Consider the following 16856-nt stretch of genomic DNA (forward strand, 5'->3'; position numbering starts at 1 on the left):
ACGGTCGCCCTCCTGGCCGGGGCCGGCTGGGGCTGGTGGCCCGCGAACGGCGTCGAGTACCCGGCCTTCCTCCTCAACATCGCCCTCCTGTTCACCCTGGGCCTGGTCACGGCCCGCTGGTCCCATCGCCCGTGGGCGGTCGCGATCGGTATCGGAGTGGTGGACGCGATGCTGGGGGCCGTGGTCGTGGTGGCGAACGCGGTGATCAAGTAGGGGGTGCGCGGAACGGCCCCAGCTACCGGCCCAACAAGCGGCCAAAGGGCCCCACCGGCATGCCGGGTACCTCCGTCGGCGGCTGGAACCCGCCCGAGCCGATCTTGTCAGATGCCCTCAGCGGCCGAGCGAGCCGATGAAGCGGTCCAGCCTGGAGACGACTTGCCGCAGGACCTCAACCGATCCTGCGGCATCGTCCGCAAGCAGCTCCAGGCCATGGTCCGCCGAGGGCACTTCCAGGACATCGTGTCGCAGCGACGCAGCAATTCGTGAATCCCAGAGCCTGTCGGCGCTTCCGCCGATGAGGAGGGTCGGCTCCATGGCTCGCCGGAGAGCCGCGGCAACGTGGTCGATGGTCAGGACCGGAGTGAGCCAGGCTGCAGGGATGTTCCTGTCGGCTGTGATGCCGCAGGCGAGGGAGCCCAGGGACTTACCGACGACGAGCCGACAAGCCCCCGCCTCGGCTTCGATGGCCTCGGTGACCTGCCGCTCCACCCATGCGATCCGGTCGACCACCGTGAACTGCGCGAAGTCCTCGGGGATCTGCCACCACAGCTCCTGGACCGTCCAGCCGTGCTGGAGCAGGACGCTTCGGGCGAAGTGCAGCAGCGGCCTGGCCGGCGAGTAACCGACACCCGGAACGACAACCGCGACACGATCTCGGCCTCCGTCAAAACGAGTGGGCATGGCGAAGCGGACGGGATCAGGCATGGCCGCAGAGTACTAGCCAGCTGATCATGCGACCCCCCGGCGCTCGAACGCCGGCACAACCACCGCCTGGGGAATTACCTGACCATGAATCCTTGGGGAAGTGGAACGGCCAGGTCGCACCCGCTTGACGCGTATGGCGGAGCGGCTGTGACCGGGCGCCAGGCAGGTGCGGTTGGCGTCTGCCCGGCGCCCGGAACGCAGGCATGGACTGAAAACGAATGACACAGTGCCAGGCATGGTGACTTCCCCACTTCTGCGACAGCTCGCCCGCACCCGCCGCTTCACCCTCGGCGCACCCGCCCGTTTCACCGTGGCAGCGGACGGTGCCTGTGTCCTGTTCCTGCGGAGCCGGGCCGGGGACGATCCGGTCGGGTGCCTGTGGACGCTCGACCCGGCAACCGGCGCGGAGCGACTGCTGGCTGACCCCGCCGGGCTGCTCGGCGACGCGACCGACGAGGTGCCGGAGGAGGAGCGCATCCGGCGCGAACGCGCCCGGCACCAGGCCGCCGGGATCACCGACTACGCCACTGACACGGCCGCCCAGGTGGCCGCGTTCGCCCTCTCTGGGCACCTGTGGGTGGTGGATACCGGCTCCGGCGCCGTCCGGCAACTGCCCGCCCGGCAGCCGGTGGTGGATCCGCGCCCGTCCCCGGACGGCCGGAACATCGCATACGTCTCCGGCGGCGCGCTCCGGGTGATCGGCGTCGACGGCCGTGGTGACCGAGCGGTGGCCGCGCCCGAGCCGGCGGACGGTCCGGACGTCTTCTTCGGCCTGCCGGAGCATGTGGCGTCCGAGTCGATGGGCCGCTATCGGGCGTACTGGTGGGCACCGGACGGGGAGCGGCTGCTGACCACCCGGGTGGACAACCGGGAGGTCAGGCTGTGGTACATCGCCGATCCGGCCGACCCCGCCAAGCCGCCACGCACGATGCGTTACCCGCAGGTCGGCACCGCCAACGCCGAGGTCACGCTCTGGATCGCCGACCTGGCGGGCAACCGCACCGAGGTCCGCTGGGACCGGGCCGGCTTCGAGTACCTCCCCGTGGCCGGCTGGGACGGGCACGGTCCGTTCGCCGCCGTACTCAGCCGCGACCAACGCACGCTCCGAGTGCTGGCCGTCGACCCGGCAGACGGTACAACCAGCCTCCTGGTCGAGCGGCGCGATGAGCGCTGGGTGGAACTGCTGGTGCCCGGAGTGCCCACGCGGACAGACACCGGCCTGCTCGTCGACTACCTCGACCGGGACGAGACCCGGCACCTGAGCATCGACGGTAGGCCGGTCACGCCTGACGGCCTGCAATTGCACGAGGTGCTCGCGGTGGACGGCGAGACGGTGCTTTTCACGGCGGCCGTGGAACCCACCGAGCGCCATGTGTGGAGTTACCGTCCGGGCCAGGGGATACGCCGGTTGACCGAGCAGCCGGGCGTGCACTCCGGCGCATTCCGCGGCGGCACGTTTGTACACACCACGCGCACGCTGGATCTGCCAGGCTCGCACACCACCGTGCACCGCCTGACCGGGGACGGCCGACCGGAGCCGGACGGCCCCGCGCCCGTCGAGATCAGCTCGCACGCCCAACGACCTCTGCTGCGACTGCGTGTCGAGTCCGCCGCCGTCGGGCCGCGTGAACTGCGCACACACCTCTTCCTGCCGTCCTGGCACCGGGCCGGTGATGCCCCGCTGCCGGTGCTGGTCGACCCCTACGGCGGCCCCGCGATGCAGAAGGTGATGGCCGAACAGACCTCTCACACTCTCGTCTCTCAGTGGTTCGCCGAACAGGGCTTCGCGGTGCTGGTGACGGACGGCGCCGGCACGCCCGGACGCGGGCCGCGCTGGGAGAAGGAGATCTTCGGTGACCTGATCGGCCCGACCCTGAACGACCAGGTCGCCGCGCTGCACGCGACGGCCGAGCGCCACCCGGAGCTGGACCTCGGCCGCGTCGGCATCCGCGGCTGGTCGTTCAGCGGGATGCTGGCCACCGCCGCGGTGCTGCGTCGGCCCGACGTCTTCCACGCCGCGGTGGCCGGCGCCCCGCTCACCGACCAGCGGCTCTACGACGCCTGCTGGAAGGAGCGCTTCCTCGGTCTGCCCGACCAGTACCCGGAGCACTATGAGATGTCCTCGCTGCTTGCCGACGCTCCGAAGCTCAGCCGTCCGCTGCTGCTGATGCACGGACTGGCAGACGACAACGTCTTCGTGGCCAGTACGCTCCAGCTCTCAAGCGCTCTGCTGGCCGCCGGGAAACCGCACGAGGTGCTGCCGCTGAGCGGAATGACACATGCCGCACCGACCAACGACACCTTCGCCCGGCTACTGGGGCACCAACTGGAATTCCTCCAGCGGCACCTGGTGGGCCGACCCGCCACGGTGCCCCGCTAGGCCCGACACTCCCGAAGCTACGGCCAGGAGCCAGGCGGCGTTTCAGCTGCGTGAGCGTAGTCGACGCAAGACAATGACGGCCGTCCTGTGCAGAATGCCGCGACGGGGCGGCAGCGTCGTCCAGGTGACCGACGAAAACGGGATCGCCCGGGTGGCGCGCCGCAGTGGCGGTGACGGGGACCGGTGAACGACGACGCCTTCGAGTCCCTCTTCGTGCTGTCCGCCGACCAGGGCTCATGTGACTGCCACCGGGACGGCGGCGCCGAGGCCGGTCCGCAGGCCCCGTGACGCCGGTCGGCCGCCGCTCCGTGCGGGAGCGGCGGCCGATCCATCTGCCACAGACCCGGCCCTACGCCCTGGCGCCGGCCCCCGCCGGCTCCACCGGACCGTCCGCCGGGGCCTGCGGTGACGTCCGGCGCTGGCGCGGGATGAACGTCGCGACGGCGAAGGCCAGCAGCGCCGCCCCCGCACCGATCGCCATGACGACCTTGAAGCCGTTCTCCGAGGGCAGCGCGGAGCCGCCGAAGTCGGTGGTCATCTGGGCCAGGATCACACCGGCGACGGCGCTGGCGAAGGAGGTGCCGAGGGACCGCATCAGGGTGTTGAGGCTGTTGGCGGCACCTGTCTGGGTGGGGTCCACGGCGCCCATGATCAGGGCGGGCAGCGCGCCGTAGGTGAAGCCGATGCCGGCGCCGATGACGCAGGAGACCAGGACGAGGTGCCAGACCTCGGACATCAGGACGATGTTGAGCCCGTACCCCGCGGCCACGATCAGCGTGCCGGTCAACAGCGTGATCTTGGGACCCTTGGCCTTGGTGAGGGCCGCGGAGACCGCGGACATCGCCATCATCACCAGACCCTGCGGGGCCAGCACCAGACCGACGGTCAGCATGGACCTGCCGAGGCCGTAGCCGGTCTGCTCGGGCAGTTGGAGCAGCTGCGGAAGCACCAGGGACATCGCGAACATCGAGAAGCCGAGGGCGATCGAGGCGAGGTTGGTGAACAGCACCTGCGGCTTGGCGGTGGTCCGCAGGTCGACCAGCGGCTGCGGGCTGCGCAGCTCCCACCAGCCCCAGGCCAGCAGGATCACGACCGCGGCGGCGCCGAGACCGAGCGTGGTGCCGCTGGTCCAGCCCCAGTCACCGCCCTTGGAGACGGTCAGCAGCAGCGAGACCAGACCGGCCGACAGACCCAGTGAACCGACCAGGTCGAACCGGCCCCCGGCGCGCACCTTGGACTCCGGCGCGATGAGCAGGACGAGGACGAAGGCGACGACCCCGAGCGTGGCCGAGACCCAGAACAGGATGTGCCAGTTCCAGTTGTCGGCGATGAACGCGGCGGCGGGCAGCCCCAGGGCGCCACCGACACCGAGCGAGGCGCTCATCAGCGCGGTGGACCCGGCGAGCCGGTCGGCCGGCAGCGCGTCCCGCATGACGCTGATGCCGAGCGGCACGACCGCGGCGGCCAGCCCCTGCAGGGCCCGACCGATGATCATCGGGACGAGGGAGTCGGCGAGGCCGCAGACCACCGAACCGGACACCAGCAGCACGATGCTGAGCAGCAGCATCCGCCGCTTGCCGAACATGTCGCCGAGCCGCCCGACGACCGGCGTGGCCACCGACGCGGCGAGGAGAGTGGCGGTGACCGCCCAGGCGGTGTCGGAGGCCTCCGCGTGCAGGAGCTTGGGCAGCTCGGGAACGATCGGGATGACCAGGGTCTGCATCAGCGAGACGACGATTCCGGCCAGGGCCAGCACCGCCACCACGGCGTTCGGCTTCGGCGGGGCCGGCGACCCCGTTGCGGCGGGTTCGGCAAGGGCGTCGGACATGGCTGGTCCTCCGGTCGAGAACAGGGGGGATAAGCGGGACAAGCAAGATTGCTTGACTTACTCAAGTGAATCGCAGTTGATTGACTTACGCAAGTTCACGGGGAGTGGGCTGGACAACAACAGCAGAAGCAGGCGATACGGCGGACAAAATTGTTGACAATCTTGTCTGGCTAGATTTAGGTTCGACAGGCACTCACTCAGGGAGGGCAACGATGCCGAAAGAAGCCCGTCCGAGCACCGGGGAGCAGGCCAAGCAGCATGCGCTCGCGCAGCTGCGGCAGGCGATCCTGCACGGCGAGATGGCACCGGCGCAGCGGCTGGTGGAGAACGAGCTCGCCGAGCAGTTCGGTGTGACACGGGCCAGCATCCGGGCCGCACTCATCGATCTGGAGGCCCAGGGCCTCGTCGAGCGGATCCGCAACAAGGGTTCCCGGGTGCGGGTGGTGACCGTCGAGGAGGCGGTCGCCATCACCGAGTGCCGCATGGTCCTCGAAGGGCTGTGCGCGGCCAAGGCGGCGACCCTGGCCACCGACGAGCAACTCGCCGAGCTCACCGAGCTGGGTACGGCGATGACCAAGGCCGTGGCCGACGGCGAGCCGGTGACCTACTCCGAACTCAACCAGGAGCTGCACACCAGGGTGCGGGAGTTCTCGGGCCAGCGGACCGCCGTGGATCTGCTGGAGCGGCTGAACGCCCAACTGGTGCGTCACCGCTTCCAGTTGGCGCTTCGGCCGGGGCGCCCGCAGCACTCCCTGAACGAGCATCTGGCGATGATCGAGACGATCAGGGCCAGGGACCCGCAGGCGGCCGAGAAGGCCGTCCGCGCCCACCTCACCAGCGTGATCGAGGCGCTGCGCGACTGAGCGACGCGAGGCGGGCGCGAACCTGTCCATTCCAAGGAGATTCACGCAATGACGCAGTCAGGCGCGCCCGCCACTCCACGTTCGACACTTGTGATCACCGCGCACGCCGGGGACTTCGTGTGGCGCGCCGGCGGAGCCATCGCCCTGGCAGCCTCCCGGGATGAGAAGGTCACCATCGCCTGTCTGACCTTCGGTGAACGCGGGGAGTCCGCGAAGGCCTGGCGCGAGGGCAAGAAGCTCGACGAGATCAAGGCGATACGCCGGGACGAGGCCGAGCGCGCCGCCGCGACCCTCGGCGCCGAGGTCCGTTTTTTCGACGCCGGCGACTACCCGCTGGTGGCCACCGCCGAGTTGACCGACAGGCTCGTCGAGGTCTACCGGGCCACCCAGCCCGACATCGTGCTCACCCACCCGGTGGAGGACCCGTACAACGGCGACCACCCGGCCGCCAACCGCATGGCCCTGGAGGCCCGGATCCTCGCGCAGGCCATCGGCTACCCGGGCGAGGGCGAGATCATCGGCGCCCCGCCGGTCTTCTACTTCGAGCCCCACCAGCCCGAGATGAGCGGCTTCAGGCCCGAGGTTCTCCTCGACATCACCGAGGTCTGGGAGACCAAGCGCAAGGCGATGGAGTGCCTCGGCGCCCAGCAGCACCTGTGGGACTACTACACCGACCTGGCCGTGCGCCGGGGTGTCCAGCTCAAGCGCAACGCGGGCCCGAACCTGGGCCTGGCCCACAGGACCATGGCCGAGGCGTTCATGCGTCCCTACCCGCAGATCGCGAAGGAGCTGGCATGAGCGGCGTGATCGTCACCAACCCCCCGAAGGCGGACCTGAAGGACGTCGACGCGCTCGCGCGGTACGGCGTCGCCACCGTCAGCGAGGCCATGGGCCGAACGGGCCTGCTGGGTCCGGCGATCCGACCCGTCCAACAGGGCGTACGGGTCGCGGGCACCGCGGTCACCGTGATCGGCTGGCCCGGCGACAACCTCATGATCCACGCGGCCGTCGAGCAGTGCGGCGAGGGCGACCTCCTTGTCGTCACCACCACCTCGCCCTGTACGGACGGACTGTTCGGCGAACTGTTCGCGACCGCTCTGCAGCAGCGCGGAGTGCGCGGGGTCGTCACCAACACCGGCATCCGTGACACCCAGGAACTGCGGGACATGGGCTTCGCCGCATGGTCCCGCGCGGTCTCCTCGCAGGGCACCGTCAAGGCCACCGGCGGCTCGGTCAACGTGCCGATCGCCATCGACGGCCAGGTGATCGCCCCGGGTGACGTGATCCTCGCCGACGACGACGGTGTCGTGGTCGTCCCGCGCGGACGCGTGGCCGAGACGGTGGAGAGGTCCGAGGCCCGCGAGGCCAAGGAGGCCGCCACCCGCGCCGCCTTCGTCGAGGGGCAACTCGGCCTGGACCGTTACGGGTTGCGGGAGACGCTGAAGAGGCTGGGAGTCGAGTACCGGACGTACGAGGAGTACGAGGGGGAGCGGTCGTGACCGAGCAGGTGCCCTGCATGCTGATGCGGGGCGGCACCTCCAAGGGCGCCTACTTCCTCGCCGACGACCTGCCCGCCGAACCCGCCCTGCGCTACGACCTGTTGCTGCGGATCATGGGCAGCCCGGACGACCGGCAGATCGACGGCCTGGGCGGCGCACACCCGCTCACCAGCAAGGTCGCGCTGATCTCCCCGTCCACCGATCCGCAGGCCGACGTCGACTATCACTTCCTCCAAGTAGCCGTTGACAGGCCAGAAGTGAGTGATCGTCAGAACTGCGGGAACATCCTCGCCGGCGTCGGCCCGTTCGCCGTCGAGCGCGGACTCGTCCCGGCTGGGGAGCAGGAGACCTCCGTCCGGATCCGCATGGTCAACACCGGCGACTATGCGACCGCGACCTTTCCGACCCCGGGCCGCCGCGTCGACTACACCGGGAACGCCGAGATCTCGGGTGTGCCGGGAACGGCCGCTGCCGTGGTGATCGAGTTCCCGCCGGGCGCCGGGGAGTTGCTCCCCACCGGCAACGCCGTCGACGTCATCGACGGCATCGAGGTGACCTGCGTGAACAACGGCATGCCGACCGTCCTGATCGCGGCGACCTCCCTCAAGGCCAGCGGCTACGAGCTGCCCCGGGACCTGGAGGAGGACGTGGCCCTGGCCGACCGCCTGCGCACCGTCCGCCTGGCGGCGGGCCGCCTGATGGGCCTCGGTGACGTGTCCGACGCCACGGTCCCCAAGCTCACCCTGCTCGCCCCGCCCCGCGACGGCGGTGCGGTCACCACCCGGACCTTCATCCCCGTGCGCTGCCACACCTCCATCGGCGTCCTGGGCGCGGCCAGTGTGGCCGCCGGCCTGCGGATCGACGGCAGCGTGGGCGCCGGGCTCGCGGAGATCGATCCCGGGAGCGACCGGGTGCGCATAGAACACCCCACCGGGTTCCTGGACATCGAGAGCAGCCTGGCCGCCACCCCCGACGGCCGGCCCTGCGCCCGCCGTACCGCCGTGGTCCGCACGGCCCGCAAGATCTTCGACGGCACCGTCTTCCCCCGGGCCGCCGACCGACCCCTGGGAGCTCACTGATGACTCCGCCGCTCGGCGACATCGCCCACATCGGCCACACCCAGCTCTTCACGCCGGAACTGGACGCCAGCGTCGCCTTCTTCACCGACTTCCTCGGCCTGACGGCCAACGGCCAGGACGGCGACACGGTCTATCTGCGGACCTACGACGACTACGAGCACCACAGCCTGGTCCTCACCGCCCGCGAGCAGCCCGGCCTCGGCCGGCTCGCCCTGCGCACCTCCAGCGAGGAGGCACTGCACCGCCGTATCAAGGCAGTCGAGGACGCGGGCGGCACCGGCACGTGGGTCGAGGACGAACCCGGTCTCGGCAAGCTCTACGTCACCACCGACCCGGACGGCCACGAACACGCCCTCTACTGGGAGAGCGCGTACTACCGGGCCCCCGACGAACTGAAGCCCGCGCTGAAGAACCAGCCGCAGGCCAAGCCCAACAGGGGAGTGGGGGTACGGCGGTTGGACCACATCAACTTCCTCGCCGCCGACGTGCTCGCCAACTCCGAGTTCCAGCAGAACATCCTCGGCGCCCGGCCCACCGAGCAGATCCGGCTGGACAGCGGGAAGATCGCGGCGCGCTGGCTGACGTACACGAACAAGTCGTACGACGTCGTCTACACCTCGGACTGGACCGGCAGCGAGGGGCGGCTGCACCACATCGCCTTCGCGACCGACACCCGCGAGGACGTCCTGCGCGCGGCCGATCTCGCCGTCGACAGCGGGGTGTTCATCGAGACGGGCCCGCACAAGCACGCCATCCAGCAGACGTTCTTCCTCTACGTCTACGAGCCCGGCGGCAACCGCATCGAGCTGTGCAACCCGCTCACGCGGCTGGTGCTCGCGCCCGACTGGCCGCTCGTCACCTGGACCGAGGAGGAGCGGAAGAAGGGGCAGGCCTGGGGGCTGAAGACCATCGAGTCCTTCCATACGCACGGTACGCCTCCGGTCGGCTGAGACGCGAGCAGCACGCAGGAGCCACCCGGCGGGAGACTGTCGATGAGATTGTTGACAAAAGCGTTGACACTCCGCCGCGTGGCTCCTTAGCGTCTGGCGCACCACGTACGAGAGGTAACCAACGATGTCTTCCTCCCCCTCCCCGCTCCTGTCCGCCCGGGGCAGCGGACTGGCCCTGCTGGTCGTCGGTCTGTGCTGGCTGGCCGTGCTCTTCGACGGTCTCGACATGTTCGTCTACGGCTCCGTGCTGCCCCATTTGCTGGAGACCAGGACCTTCGGCCTCACCGCGGACCAGGCCGGCGACCTCGGCAGCTACGCCACGTTCGGCATGCTGGTCGGCGCCCTCGCCGCCGGCACGATCGCCGATCGCATCGGGCGCAAGAAGCTGATGGTCTCCTGCGTGATCCTGTTCTCACTGGCCTCGGGCGTGTGCGCGCTGGCCGACAGCGTCGCGGTCTTCGGTCTCGGCCGGACCCTGGCCGGTGTCGGCCTCGGCGGTCTGCTGCCGACCGCGATCAGCATGGTCTGCGACTACGCCCCACGCGGCCGCGGTGCCCTCGTCATCGGCCTGCTGATGACCGCCCACCACGCGGGCGGCATCCTCTCCGCCTACGTCGCCAAATGGCTCGTCGACCCGGTCGGCTGGCGTGCCGCGTTCTGGGTCTGCGTGGTCCCGCTGCTGTTCGCCCCGGTGCTGGCGAAGTTCCTGCCCGAGTCGCTGGGCTTCCTGGTCGCCAAGGGCCGTGGCGAGGAGGCCAGGGCGCTGGCCGAGCGGTACGACGTCGAGGTGCCCGCCGCCAGGACCGGCGGCGCCGGTGACCGCTGGACCAATCTCGCGAAGCTCTTCCGCGGCGACGAGTGGATCCAGACCCTGCTCTACTGGGTAGCCTCCTTCGGCGGTCTGCTCCTCGTCTACGGCGTCGCCACCTGGCTGCCCACCCTGATGCGGGCCGAGGGCTACGCACTGGGCTCTGCCCTGTCCTTCGTGGTCGCCTTCAACCTCGGCGGCATCCTGGGCATGCTGGTCGCGGGCCGGGCCGCCGACGCCTTCGGCGCCCCGCGCATCTCCGCGCTCTGGTTCGCGCTGACCGCCGCGGGCGTCTTCCTGCTCAGCGTCCACATGTCGACGACCGTCACGATGATCGTCGTCTTCCTCACCGGCGTCTTCCTCAACAGCGCCCAGACGATGATCTATGCCACGGTCTCGATCCGCTCCCACCCGGACCACCGCGCCACGGCCGTCGGCTGGACCTCGGGCATGGGCCGCTTCGGTGCCGTCTTCGGGCCCTGGCTCGGCGGCCAGTTGCTCGCCTCGGGCAACGGCGACCGGGGCTTCACCGCCTTCGCCCTCGCCGGCCTCTCGTCCATGGTCTTCATCGGCATAGCCGCCCTGCGCAGTTCCCGGCAGGTGCCAGCCGGAAGCGAGCGGGAACTGGTCACCGCGCACTGATCCAGTCACCGCCCGCGTCCCGTCCAGCGCGATCGACAACACCCGGCCGCGCTGGACGGGGTCGTCGAAGGCCGTCACCGTGATGCCGACGGCCATCCGCAGCAGGTCGCCCGCCACCTCCCAGGGCTCCTGGTCGGTGACCTCCTGGACCACCATGCAGCCGTCGGGGCGCCGTACGAGTCCGGAGACACACAAGGCGGCGCGGGCGGTGCTGACAGCCCACCAGTCGGTCCGGCCGCGCGCGTGAGGTAAGGTCTACCTGCGCGATCACACGGAACTCCGTGGCATCGCGGCCGGGACGTGGCGCAGCTTGGTAGCGCACTTGACTGGGGGTCAAGGGGTCGCAGGTTCAAATCCTGTCGTCCCGACGGTGACGAGCGGCGGGTCTGCCAGAAATGGCGGGCCCGCCGCTCGCGTTGGTCAGGCTTCCTCGCGGACCAGCCCGGCGTAGGCGTCGCCGAGCCTGCTCGCGAGCTGCTCGACGCCGAGGGTGTCGAGGCCCCGCTGTCCGGACACCGCGGCCCTGGCGGCCGTGCGTGCGGAGGCGAACAGGGCCCTGGAGTCGGCCGTGTAGTCGCTCCGGTCCGGGGAGCCCACCGCCTCCAGGGCAGTGCGGACCGGTGTCGTGTCGACCTGGCCGTCCACGTCCCCCGAGAGCGCGGTGAACGCGTCGAGGACGATCTTCCCGGACTTCAGGGTGAAGGTCACCGTGTGCCTGCCGTCGCGCAGACCGCGGAGCGAGTACGTCGCCTGGCGTTTGTCGGTGGCGGTGGTCCTCGCGTCCCGGGCGACGGGCCGGCCGTCCAGGGAGACGTCGAGGACGGCGCTTCCGTCGTTGCCGCCGATGACGTCGATGCCCGTGCCGCGGAACGGGACGGTGACCGTCGCGCCGGCGGTCGCGCTGGTCGACGTGGACCGGTACCAGTTCATCGCGTCGCCGAGGGCGGCGTTCCGGCTCCAGGTGCCGTCGTAGGCGACCGAGCTGTCCATGTTGTCGGTCAGTGTGGTGGCGTACGGGGTGTATCCGGCGACCTTCTCGACCTTCAGGTCGTCGAACGCGGTCCGGTGGAAGTCGGTGCCGAGCTTGACGCGTCCCTCGGTCACGGGCGCCGGGTCCAGGTAGGTGGCGACGGCCTGTCCGTCCACGTACGCGGTGACGGTCGCGCCCCTGGCCTCGACGGCGAGGCGGTAGCCGTCGGACGCGGCGACCGTCCCGGTGCGGATCGCCGTGCCGTACCGGGAGAGGGTCCAGTTTCCGCCCGGGCCGATCCCGATGCTGTACGCGGCGTCCGTCGCGGCCATGCCCTTCTGCTGGCGCACGCCCAGGGTGGCGACGCCGCCCTGCGGGTCCGGGAAGGAGACGTCGACCGAGGCCTTGTAGTTCTCCCAGCGGAAGTCGCCGACCGTGGTGTTGGGGGTGTTCCGGTTCCAGGCGCCGGTGTCCTTCATGGACTGGTCCAGGTACTGGTACAGGACGTTGTCGCCGTCCGTGTCCCTGCCGACCTCCCAGGCGCCGGTCTGGTCGACCAGGTAACGAGGCTGGTTGCCACGGGAGTCGAGGTACGACTCGGAGACCTTGCGGGCCCCGTTGTCCGTGCCTACCTGGACCCGGCCCTCCTCCTGGTACCCGAAGTCGTCGGCGTACAGGACGGTGTCACGCGTGTCGTGCCGCTTGCCGGTCGGGTCGGTGTCGAGCACGGTGCGGGCCGCGGTCTCGGGCAGGCGCTGCCGGGTCTCCTTGTCGTGGCTGCGGTCGAGCGTGGTGAACGTGACGATCGAGCGCGGCTGCACGGTGTAGGTGTAGAAGCCGTCGCCGTCGGGGCGGAGTTCGGCGGCGAGGTGCTTGAAGTTCGCGTCGTAGGCCTGGCCGGGGTCGGCCGCGCGGGTCTCCCAGACCTCCATCGTGGGATCGCCGCCCAGGTCCATGTTCTCGGCCTTGATCCGGTAGGTCTTCGTCCGGTCGCTGTCGTTGACGGCGATGGTGGAGAAGTCCTTCTTCTTCGGGTCGGCGAGTGTCATGTAGCTGGGCGCGCCGTTCGAGCCGTCGACGTTCTCGGTGCCGCTCACCCCGCTGTAGCTCGCCTCCGGCACGGTGCGCCAGATGCCGGCCGTGTTGGTGTCGTTCTCCCAGCCGGTCTTCGCGAACTGGGTGAAGTGCTGCATCACGTACACGGCGGCGTCGTAGTGGATGCTCCCGGACCACGGGTCGCGGGCGCTGACCAGTTCCTTGTGGCTGTACTGGGCGCCCTCGTAGAAGGCCCCGATCGCCGGCTGGAAGATGTAGTGCGTCCGCTTGGAGTCGGCGTAGCTCTTCACGGAGCGGTTGGCGATGTCGAGGGCGCTCTGCACACCGCCGATCCCGGTGCTCGCGCCGCCCGGCCCCTCGGTGTTGGCCACCCGGTAGTCCGTCCAGCCGAAGGAGCCGACGCCCTCGCTGTACCAGACCTCCTTGTCCTGGCCGTGGGCGTTGTCACCGGTCGCCAGCTTCGAGTAGGGCCGGTAGGTGGGGCTGTCCGGAGCGCCGTCGAGCCGGTCCTCGGTGGTGTAGTGGTAGCCCACCGCGTCGACCGAGCCGAAGAGTTCGGTGTCCGTGAGCATCGCCGGGCCGATGTTCTTCGTGGTGTTCTCGTCCGAGGCGACGATCTTGATGGCGTGGTACGCCTTCGCGGCCGCCTGCTGCTGGCGAGACGTCAATCCATAGCGTGGGTCGCTGAATTCGGTGTCTTTCGCCACGGCGTTCTTGTACCACTTGACGAAGGAGAGGTCGGGTTTCGTGGTCTCGTTGGTGTCCGGATCGACGTAGTCGACCATGTACCCGTACTTCTGGTACGCGTCGAGGATCGTCTCCTTGTACCACTTGTACATCTCGTCGGTGCCGGTGCCCTTGTTCCACTCGGTCTGGACCCACTGGGGCATGACCCAGCGCAGGATCGAGACCTTGAGCCCCGGGTTCACGGTCTTGGCGTCGGCGGCCAGCTGGAAGCCGGGGGAGCGGGACGCGTCGGCGAGTTCGTCCGCCGTGCGCATGGTCGCCGGATCGGAACCGGTCGACGTGTTGGTGTCCGACCCCATCTCGACCTTGACGTGGTCGATGAGCGGGTTCCTGCCGCCGAACAGCACTCTGACGAGCTGCCAGTAGCGGTCGGGGTGCTCCGCCTTGTAGTCCATCAGCAGATTGCTCGTGCTGTTGCAGCTGAGCAGACCGAGGCCCTTGTAGGTCAGGCCGTTCACGTTGCCGGCGCGTACGTCGTTCCCGTCGACCACGATCTGCACGGGATCGTCCGCGGAGTGCGCGGCCGGTGCCGCGGTCACTCCGGCCGCCAGTGCCATGGTGGTCGCCGCCGCGAGCGACGCCCATCCGAATCTTCGCTGCTTACCCATTCGGGGGACCGTAGGTGGCAAGCGCTTTCTGCGTCAATCCCCTTGCGTCACCTGAGATTTCACCCGTCCCCGTGGGCGTGGCCTGCGGAAAAACGCGTGGACCGCGCGGGTGTCGCCGCGGGACACTGCCGAACTCGGACCGTTACTCCTCCTACACACAGGGTTAGAATGCAGACGCCTGAGCTGGAGAAGATCACCCCGCGCAGGGGTGCGGTGCTTCTCGCACTCCGTTACTACGGACGGGAGTTGGCCCGGCTGCGCCGGCTGACGGCTCCCGCCATGCTGCTGTTCGCGCTGGGCGGCATCGGCCTCAACTACATCGCCCCGCTGATCGTCGCGAAGCTCGCCGGCGACATCGCCGACGGCGGCGGACTCACCATCGGGTCGGCACTGCCGTACGTCCTGGGCTTCGCCGGTGTCCTGCTGCTCGCGGAAGCGCTGTGGCGGGTCGCCCTGCACTGCATGAACCGTCTCGACGCCCTCGGCATCGAGCAGCTGTACGTCATCGGGATGGACGAACTGTTCGCCAAGGACGCCACGTTCTTCCACGACAACTTCGCCGGGTCGCTCACCAAGCGGGTCCTGAGCTTCGCCACCCGTTTCGAGCCGTTCGTCGACACCCTGGCGTTCCAGGTCGTGGGCAACGTCGTGCCGCTGCTGTTCGGCTCGGTGGTGCTCTGGCGCTACGAACCGCTGCTCGTCGTGGGGCTGTTGACGATGATCGCGGTGACGGCGCTGTGCGCGGCGCCCCTCATCCGGCGCCGCCAGGCACTGGTCGCCGAGCGCGAGGCGGCGGTCGCCCGGGTCTCCGGGCACGTCGCCGACAGCCTGATGAACATGGACACCGTCCGGGCCTTCGGTGCCGAGGAACGCGAGGCCGCCGAGCACCGCTCCCGCGTCGCGGCCTCACGCCGGCTCATGCTCCGGTCGTGGGACTACGGCAATCTGCGCATCGACACCTTCGTCGCGCCGATGTCGGTGCTGACCAACGCGCTGGGCCTGCTGCTCGCGGTCACCCTCAGTGGGGGCGAGCACGGCGTGGAGGCGGTCGTGGTCGCCTTCACCTACTACTCCAACGCGACTCGGATCATGTTCGAGTTCAATCAGATCTACAGGCGTCTGGAGAGCTCGATGACGGAGGCCGCGCAGTTCACCGAACTGCTGCTGACCCCGCCGACCGTGCTCGACCCGCCGTCGCCCGAGCCGCTGCTGCCCGGGCCCGCCGAGGTCCGCTTCGAGGGGGTGAGCTTCGCCCACGCGGGCGCCGAGCGGCTCTTCGAGGGGCTCGACCTGGTCGTGCCCGGCGGGACGAAGGTGGGGCTCGTCGGCCGCTCCGGCGGCGGCAAGACCACGCTCACCCGGCTGCTGCTGCGGATGCAGGACATCGACGGCGGCCGGATCCTGGTCGGCGGACAGGACATCAGCAGGCTGCGCCAGACCGACCTGCGCAGTCTGATGGCCTACGTGCCGCAGGACCCGGCGATGTTCCACCGGACCCTGCGGGACAACATCGCCTTCGCCCGGCCCGGGGCCACCGACGCCGAGATCCGCCGTGCCGCCGAAGCGGCCCACGTCACGGAGTTCGCGGACGCGCTGCCGGAGGGCTTCGACACCCTCGTGGGCGAGCGCGGCGTCAAGCTGTCCGGCGGACAGCGCCAGCGCGTCGCCCTCGCCCGGGCGATCCTGCGCGACGCACCGATCCTGCTGCTCGACGAGGCGACCAGCGCCCTGGACTCGGAGAGCGAGATCCTGGTCCAGGAGGCGCTGTGGCGGCTCATGGAGGGGCGGACGGCACTCGTGGTGGCCCACCGGCTGAGCACGGTCGCCGGCATGGACCAGCTCGTCGTCCTCGACCGCGGGCGGATCGTGGAGCAGGGCAGCCACCAGGAACTGCTCGCGCTGGACGGCCCGTACGCGAAGCTGTGGCGCCACCAGTCGGGCGGGTTCCTCGAAGACAGCGAGGACGACCCCGTGAAGGCCGAGTTGCGCTGACGGGGTTCCCTTGAGTGGGTGCCCGGTCGCTGGTGCCGGCCTTGCTCTCGGCGGGGAGAGCGAGGAGCACCCCACGTTCTCGACGAGTTTCTGGGGTTGTCACTTCTGGGGGCCAAGGGGGCGCAGGTTCACACCCTGTCGTCCCTGCGGCGCGAAGGGTCTTCGCGGGCGGGAGCCTGCGGAGCCCCTTTCCGCCGTTCCCGGCCTGCGGATTACCGGCGTCTCGACCGGCCGTGCCACCCGTCGGCCACCCCGCGGTACGCCATCCTGCACCCCCAGGCTCCCGTCATCGCAGGTCAGGTGGTCCGCCCTCGTGCCGAAGCGTCCGCTGCGGTGAGGGCCCCATTGCGCCATCTCCGATTCGTAAGCACATATTCCACACATCCCCCTCTGCAGACGGGTGTCCATGGTCTAGATTGACCTTGCTGCCCATGCTGGGACACGAAGCGACAAATAGTGATGTGTGGGCACAGGGTCGCGGACGCCGAGCAGAAACGTCTCGGCGCCAGG

Annotated in this window: 12 protein-coding genes, 1 tRNA gene and 1 pseudogene; 11 read left to right on the plus strand and 3 right to left on the minus strand. The window is 69.8% G+C overall.

All coding sequences use genetic code 11. The annotated features are described in order from the left end of the window. Window positions 1-213: pseudogene (locus ACFVYN_RS17665) on the plus strand (hypothetical protein); the annotation flags it as partial. Between the two features lie 117 nt (window positions 214-330). Here the strand turns inward: ACFVYN_RS17665 and ACFVYN_RS17670 are convergent. Beyond that, entirely contained in the window at window positions 331-924 is a 594-nt protein-coding gene (locus tag ACFVYN_RS17670) for an alpha/beta hydrolase (RefSeq protein WP_389999027.1), read from the minus strand. 235 nt (window positions 925-1159) lie between these two features. Here ACFVYN_RS17670 and ACFVYN_RS17675 point away from each other — a divergent pair, with 235 nt between their 5' ends. After that, window positions 1160-3304, plus strand: coding sequence for a DPP IV N-terminal domain-containing protein (locus ACFVYN_RS17675; protein WP_389999030.1), 2145 nt, complete (start codon window positions 1160-1162; stop codon window positions 3302-3304). Window positions 3305-3653: 349 nt separating this feature from the next. Here the strand turns inward: ACFVYN_RS17675 and ACFVYN_RS17680 are convergent, their stop codons facing one another. Beyond that, window positions 3654-5132, minus strand: a complete 1479-nt coding sequence (locus ACFVYN_RS17680) for an MFS transporter (RefSeq protein ID WP_389999033.1) — start codon at window positions 5130-5132, stop codon at window positions 3654-3656. A gap of 212 nt (window positions 5133-5344) precedes the next feature. Here ACFVYN_RS17680 and ACFVYN_RS17685 point away from each other — a divergent pair, with 212 nt between their 5' ends. From ACFVYN_RS17685 to ACFVYN_RS17720, 8 genes are all read left to right on the plus strand, one after another. Next, window positions 5345-5995 (plus strand): GntR family transcriptional regulator, encoded by a 651-nt coding sequence (locus ACFVYN_RS17685; protein WP_389999036.1) that lies wholly within the window; start codon window positions 5345-5347, stop codon window positions 5993-5995. Window positions 5996-6043: 48 nt separating this feature from the next. Further along, on the plus strand, window positions 6044-6793 hold the full coding sequence (locus ACFVYN_RS17690; RefSeq protein ID WP_389999039.1) for a PIG-L deacetylase family protein: 750 nt from the start codon (window positions 6044-6046) through the stop codon (window positions 6791-6793). Then, window positions 6790-7494 carry a 4-carboxy-4-hydroxy-2-oxoadipate aldolase/oxaloacetate decarboxylase gene (locus tag ACFVYN_RS17695; RefSeq protein ID WP_389999041.1) on the plus strand — a complete coding sequence of 235 codons (705 nt, stop codon included), beginning with the start codon at window positions 6790-6792 and terminating at the stop codon, window positions 7492-7494. Before ACFVYN_RS17690 ends, ACFVYN_RS17695 begins: the two co-directional genes overlap by 4 nt. Continuing rightward, a complete protein-coding gene (locus ACFVYN_RS17700) occupies window positions 7491-8573 on the plus strand; it encodes a 4-oxalomesaconate tautomerase (protein WP_389999044.1) in 1083 nt (360 codons plus the stop codon). Before ACFVYN_RS17695 ends, ACFVYN_RS17700 begins: the two co-directional genes overlap by 4 nt. Next, a complete protein-coding gene (locus ACFVYN_RS17705; RefSeq protein ID WP_389999047.1) occupies window positions 8573-9523 on the plus strand; it encodes a catechol 2,3-dioxygenase in 951 nt (316 codons plus the stop codon). The genes ACFVYN_RS17700 and ACFVYN_RS17705 overlap by 1 nt, the downstream gene beginning before the upstream one ends. A gap of 124 nt (window positions 9524-9647) precedes the next feature. Continuing rightward, the gene (locus ACFVYN_RS17710) at window positions 9648-10973 is read left to right on the plus strand and encodes an MFS transporter (RefSeq protein ID WP_389999050.1); all 1326 of its coding nucleotides are present in this window, start codon (window positions 9648-9650) and stop codon (window positions 10971-10973) included. Between the two features lie 82 nt (window positions 10974-11055). Further along, window positions 11056-11220: a hypothetical protein gene (locus ACFVYN_RS17715; RefSeq protein ID WP_389999053.1), complete on the plus strand. Its 165-nt coding sequence runs from the start codon at window positions 11056-11058 to the stop codon at window positions 11218-11220. A 47-nt stretch (window positions 11221-11267) separates the two neighbouring features. Next, window positions 11268-11341, plus strand: a tRNA-Pro gene (locus tag ACFVYN_RS17720). A gap of 52 nt (window positions 11342-11393) precedes the next feature. Here ACFVYN_RS17720 and ACFVYN_RS17725 read toward each other — a convergent pair. Continuing rightward, the gene (locus ACFVYN_RS17725; protein WP_389999056.1) at window positions 11394-14354 is read right to left on the minus strand and encodes a GH59 galactosidase; all 2961 of its coding nucleotides are present in this window, start codon (window positions 14352-14354) and stop codon (window positions 11394-11396) included. Window positions 14355-14522: 168 nt separating this feature from the next. Between ACFVYN_RS17725 and ACFVYN_RS17730 the strand changes: the two genes are divergently transcribed. Then, on the plus strand, window positions 14523-16346 hold the full coding sequence (locus ACFVYN_RS17730) for an ABC transporter ATP-binding protein (RefSeq protein ID WP_389999058.1): 1824 nt from the start codon (window positions 14523-14525) through the stop codon (window positions 16344-16346). Window positions 16347-16856 lie beyond the last annotated feature (510 nt).

Origin of the sequence: Streptomyces sp. NPDC058307, assembly GCF_042880295.1 — a bacterium.
Lineage (GTDB): Bacteria > Actinomycetota > Actinomycetes > Streptomycetales > Streptomycetaceae > Streptomyces.

Bases quoted from the DNA above. Each gene is read 5' to 3' on its own strand.
- ACFVYN_RS17670 (WP_389999027.1), bottom strand. From the start codon at position 924: ATGCCTGATCCCGTCCGCTTCGCCATGCCCACTCGTTTTGACGGAGGC.
- ACFVYN_RS17675 (WP_389999030.1), top strand. From the start codon at position 1,160: ATGGTGACTTCCCCACTTCTGCGACAGCTCGCCCGCACCCGCCGCTTC.
- ACFVYN_RS17680 (WP_389999033.1), bottom strand. From the start codon at position 5,132: ATGTCCGACGCCCTTGCCGAACCCGCCGCAACGGGGTCGCCGGCCCCG.
- ACFVYN_RS17685 (WP_389999036.1), top strand. From the start codon at position 5,345: ATGCCGAAAGAAGCCCGTCCGAGCACCGGGGAGCAGGCCAAGCAGCAT.
- ACFVYN_RS17690 (WP_389999039.1), top strand. From the start codon at position 6,044: ATGACGCAGTCAGGCGCGCCCGCCACTCCACGTTCGACACTTGTGATC.
- ACFVYN_RS17695 (WP_389999041.1), top strand. From the start codon at position 6,790: ATGAGCGGCGTGATCGTCACCAACCCCCCGAAGGCGGACCTGAAGGAC.
- ACFVYN_RS17705 (WP_389999047.1), top strand. From the start codon at position 8,573: ATGACTCCGCCGCTCGGCGACATCGCCCACATCGGCCACACCCAGCTC.
- ACFVYN_RS17710 (WP_389999050.1), top strand. From the start codon at position 9,648: ATGTCTTCCTCCCCCTCCCCGCTCCTGTCCGCCCGGGGCAGCGGACTG.
- ACFVYN_RS17715 (WP_389999053.1), top strand. From the start codon at position 11,056: ATGCCGACGGCCATCCGCAGCAGGTCGCCCGCCACCTCCCAGGGCTCC.
- ACFVYN_RS17725 (WP_389999056.1), bottom strand. From the start codon at position 14,354: ATGGGTAAGCAGCGAAGATTCGGATGGGCGTCGCTCGCGGCGGCGACC.
- ACFVYN_RS17730 (WP_389999058.1), top strand. From the start codon at position 14,523: ATGCAGACGCCTGAGCTGGAGAAGATCACCCCGCGCAGGGGTGCGGTG.